4 protein-coding genes are annotated in these 4,682 nt (G+C 58.2%); all 4 read left to right on the forward strand.

Annotated features, from left to right (window positions below):
* Nucleotides 1–566 precede the first annotated feature (566 nt).
* Nucleotides 567–1,640 (forward strand): hypothetical protein, encoded by a 1,074-nt coding sequence (locus GPA21_RS19295; RefSeq protein WP_168989702.1) that lies wholly within the window; start codon nt 567–569, stop codon nt 1,638–1,640.
* Nucleotides 1,641–1,757: 117 nt separating this feature from the next.
* Nucleotides 1,758–2,441, forward strand: coding sequence for a hypothetical protein (locus tag GPA21_RS19300; protein WP_168989703.1), 684 nt, complete (start codon nt 1,758–1,760; stop codon nt 2,439–2,441).
* A 55-nt stretch (nt 2,442–2,496) separates the two neighbouring features.
* Nucleotides 2,497–3,132, forward strand: coding sequence for a hypothetical protein (locus GPA21_RS19305; protein WP_168989704.1), 636 nt, complete (start codon nt 2,497–2,499; stop codon nt 3,130–3,132).
* Between the two features lie 125 nt (nt 3,133–3,257).
* Nucleotides 3,258–4,682, forward strand: a 1,425-nt coding sequence (locus GPA21_RS19310) for a DUF6531 domain-containing protein (protein WP_246262063.1), incomplete at its 3' end; no start/stop codon positions are given.

A 4,682-nucleotide genomic window follows, 5' to 3' on the forward strand; every position in this document is an offset into this window, starting at 1 on the left:
TCGAAGAGAAAACGGGGCGACACCGCAGAGAAAAGCGGTGATTTGCCGGAGAAATTGAACCGAGTTCGGTCGCTGTCATTGTTTGGCGGCGGGATTCAACGAAAACCTCGCGTTATTCGAGGTGCCCATATGGGAAAACAGTACCGCCAGACCTTTCTGCATTGACGGTTGCAGCACTCCACCACGCACTGTGAATGCCCTATACGGTTTAGGCATCTTTCTTGATCGCGACCGAAACAACCCCATCGGCCACTCTGAGGATTCGTCATTTCTTGCCGCGTGCGTCGATCACGATGTGTGCTATCAAACCTGCAACAAGGATCAGGCCGAATGCGATGACGCGTTCCTTGCGGAAATGATCAACGCGTGCAGCCTGATTCCTCATCACAGTCTGTCAATCCGATGGTTTCCCTCTCCAGGGATTGTTGGCACTCGTAACCACTGCATACGGGTTGCCAACATAATGCATCGCGGTCTGCAGATCGGCGGGCATACTGCGTTCAATAAACGACGGCAGCAGTACTGCCAATGTTGCTGATGCTCAACCCTTCCCCAAGGAATCCCACATGAAATACAACCGAATCGTTCTTTTGGCCATTCTTTCGTTTCTATCCGCCAGTCTCGCTTATGGTAACGAAGAAAGCCTGACCATCCATGTGCATGACGCAAGCGATATCGTCAGCATTTCTCAATTCAACATACCCCAGGCTCACACCTACATCGTGGCGGCCACACTTACCCGTTCAGACGACATGCAGGCGCCCGAATCCACGCTGCAGTTCATGGACTTCAGGACGGGCCAAACTCAGGTCAAGCTGCACATCGAGCAAGCGCCACTGCTTTCTCCGCCAGGACCACAGAGCGGCATGCTCGTCCTGCCGCAACTTCAGCCCGATATTCGGTGGAATATCTTCGAACCTCACCCTGATCTGACGGGGCTGGAACTGAAAGGCGATCTCCCGAGCTTCACGGTGGTCACACAGACGCTGCAAACCGCCGATGGCTACTACGTCAGCGGCATGAACGGGGAGAATCTGCCGGTCATTGCTTGGCTCGATACAGATTTCAACATGCGCCAGGAGCGAGTACTCAGCGGTTTCTCTCCCGGTATGGTTACCGGCATCCTGGAGACCGGCGGGAAGCTCATCGCACTCGTTTCTTCCGAAAAAGGATCGGCGCAAATCCGGTTATCAGATAATCTCGATATCGAATCCGAGGCGCCGATCGACGGATTCGGTGCGAACGGCATAGCCCTGCCCGATGGCGGCTTCGTCCTGACCTATGTAACGTTTCCCGAGATGAATGTTTTGCTGGAAAGGTTCGACGCGAACCACAATTCGGCATGGAAAGCAGACTTGTATGCCATGTCAAGGGATGCCGTCAGCTCGGGGGTCAAGCTGGCCACATTGCTCGACGGCATCGCCTTTGCAGGATTCAACGAAAACCACCTTCTTGTCGGTCGAATCGGCATCGACGGCAAGAGAATGAAGCAGGCGCGCGCGCTGGGTGAAAAGCTGGATTTCGATCCGAACCCTTCCAGCCATTTCATCTTTACACATGAGAACACGATTCACGTTTGGGGACTGGGCATGAGCACAGACAGCTTCGTGAGCACGATTTACCATGCTATCAATAACTAAATGATGCGATCTCAGAAGTCATTATTGTTTTGGTTCGTCGTTATCGCATTGCTCTTAGTCTCGCACGACGCTGTTTCTGACGCGTATGAACGAGTCCTTCATGAAAACCATGGATCATTGAAGAGTTGGTCCATTCCGATAGCACGACTGTCAATTCTGGACGCAAAGCTAGACCCCAACGACGAGCATGTACTCGACCTTCAAGTAAATGTTATCGAGGTACTTAGGAATGGCTCCATCAACCTCCAGGCAAGGGGCTTCAACGCACAATGGAGAACATATAGAAAGAGGGCAGAGATTTACAAGGATTTTCAATCGAAGGCAGAGAAAGAACCGGCTGAGGGTGATTTGATAAAAGCACTAAGGGAAAGCAACCTTCTATGCTTCACAGGGCTCAGCTCCCCAAGGATAACTCTATATGCATATGATTGCTTTATTGACAACGCTCACAATCGAATGATTGCCAATGACTATTTTCAAAGAAGACCGCCATCGAGCTATGTGTACGAATTTTCACAGAGCTTCACTTTAATCTTTCCACTTATTGGTTTTATCGTCGTTTTCTTTGCACCAAGAACAGGTATTGCTATTGCCGCCATGACGTACCCATCCTTCATTTATTATAATGCCCAAGTTTCAACGGCTACAATACGATACGACTATCTCGTTGCATATCCTGCAATGATTTTTGCGGCATTCGTAATCGCTTTCGGCCTGGCCCGCTGGCTTCACCAGATGGTGAAAGAGGAACAGGCAGGGAAAGCTCAAGCAAGAGAGAGCGAGACACCGAAGCCCGATTGACTCTTCGCTTTCCACTATCAGCATCCTCTTGAAGATCCTCTTTTCCAGGACCACCATGAGCCATCACGGGATCACCCGTCGCTCCTTCATCGCCGCGACCATCCTGCCGCTCTTCGCATCGAATACGTTTGCCGACACTCTCCAAGGCGCCAGTCCCGCCCGTCACGGGCGGCGCTCGCGCGAGGTGTGGCTCGGGGCCATCTCTCTGGCAGGAGCCAGGGTGGGGCGGGCCGACGGCGACATTCAGGTCGTGTTCTTCATCGATCTGAATTGTCCCGCGTGCGTGCAGCTTTGGCAGTGGTTCGATATGCCTGAACGCAGAGACTGGGCCGCGCTATGGGTGCCGGTCAGCTACATGAATCGCACCAGCGCCGGCAAGGGCGTTGAACTGCTGCGGGCTTCGAACCCACGCAAAGCACTTGCGCAGAACTATGGAGAGCAGTTCGACCGAAGCGCCCGCAGCGGTGGCCTGTCCCCCGCATCCAATCCGACGCCCGCCGAATTGTCGGCTATCCGGGCCAACACGCACTTCTGGCGAACCTCCCTTTTCGAAGTCACACCCATGACGCTTTACCGCAGACGGGACGGAACCTACTGGCAGTTGCTGGGACAGTTGCCCGAACCACAGATGAGCGATTTGTTCGACGTGCTTGCTCCAGCCACGTTGTCGGTGTTCAGTGAATCCGGTTGAGTGCTGCCGTTACCGTTTCGAAGCCGGTCCTTCAGTCATACGCATTCGGTCTGCAACACTTTTCAGACTACCCGTTTCGCATGGCCGTGCTAGCATGAAAGCCATTTGTCATTGCTTTGCTCGACATGCCGCCTTTGCCACCTCAACAAAGCCGCTTCACCCGCCCCCTGCTCGCCCTGGCGCTGTCGCCCGCCTGGGCCGACCCGCAGCAGGGCGGCACGCCATTCCAGACGACCGGCGGTGCATCGAACGCCTCTGAGGGCGGTTACTCACCGGTGCCGGGCGGGCGGTCGATCTTCGACGACATCCTCGATCCGGGCGGCATGACCCCGGTCAACTATTGCCCGGCCCCGTCGTGCGACCCGTGCGACCCCTCCGGCCCGGCGAGCATCGGCTCCGGCTCGGGGGCCAATCTCGGGGCGGGCAATCCGATCCATCTGGCCAGTGGCAACAAGTACCGCCGCGAGACCGATCTGCCCGCGCTGCCCGGGCCGATGGGCCTGGAGATCGTGCGCCACTACAACAGCACGCTGGCCGCGCCCGAGCTGCCTCTGGGCATCCTCGGGCGCGGCTGGCGGCTGTCTTACGAGACCGAGCTCGCGGTATTCGATCAGGCGATCCACATTCTGCAGGCCGATGGTTCGCGGGTATTCTTCGCGCGCACCGGGGCGGACACCCTCGTGGCCCACGATCCGGCCTTCGGCCGCCTGGCGCTCTCCGGTTCGCCCACCCGGCCCGAGGCCTTCCGCTGGCACTGGCCCGATGGGTGCACGCTCGACTTCGATGGGCGCGGGCGTCTGTTGCAGATTCTGTCGCCCGAGGGGCATTTTTTGACGCTCACCCGCGGGCCGCGCGGTGAGTTGCTGCGGGTGACCGATCCGCAGGGGCGTAGCCTGGTGTTCGAGTATGCGCCGCGCGATTCGAGCGGGTTTCGCGGGGTGGTGGCGATCGACTCGCCGGTGGGCCGCTTCACGCTCGCCCACCAGAACGAGCGCACCGCGCCGGGCCTTGCGAACCTGATAGCAGTGACCAACCCCGAGGGGTCGGTACGCCGCTATCACTATGGGGCCGATGAGACCGAGTTTGCGCCGCATCTGCCGCATCATCTGACCGGCATCAGCGTCGAGTCCGAGACGGGGCCGGTGCGCATCGCAACCTATGACTATGATATGCGCGGACGGGCCACCTTGAGCGTGCGTGGCTTGCCGCTGCGCCGAGATGAGCACGGCCAGTCGGTGCCGGGCACCGGCATCGAGCAGGTCACCGTCGACTACCCCGAACGCGGGCTGACAGCGGTGACCAACAGCCTGGGCGAGCGCACAACGTATCGGCACACGACGATCAATGCGGGCTTCAGGCTGATCGAGGTGATCGGGCCGGGGTGCGCGAGCTGCGGGCCGACCAACCGGCGCTATGCCTACGATGCGCTCGGGCGCATGGTCGAGGAGACGGCGCTCGATGCCTCGGGCGCGCCGGTGGCGACCACCCTCACCCGCTATGACGCGCTCGGGCGGGTCAGTGCGCGCGGGCGGCGCTCCTATGTCGATGGC

It is taken from the genome of Azoarcus taiwanensis, from assembly GCF_012910885.1.
GTDB classification, from domain to species: Bacteria; Pseudomonadota; Gammaproteobacteria; order Burkholderiales; family Rhodocyclaceae; genus Azoarcus_F; species Azoarcus_F taiwanensis.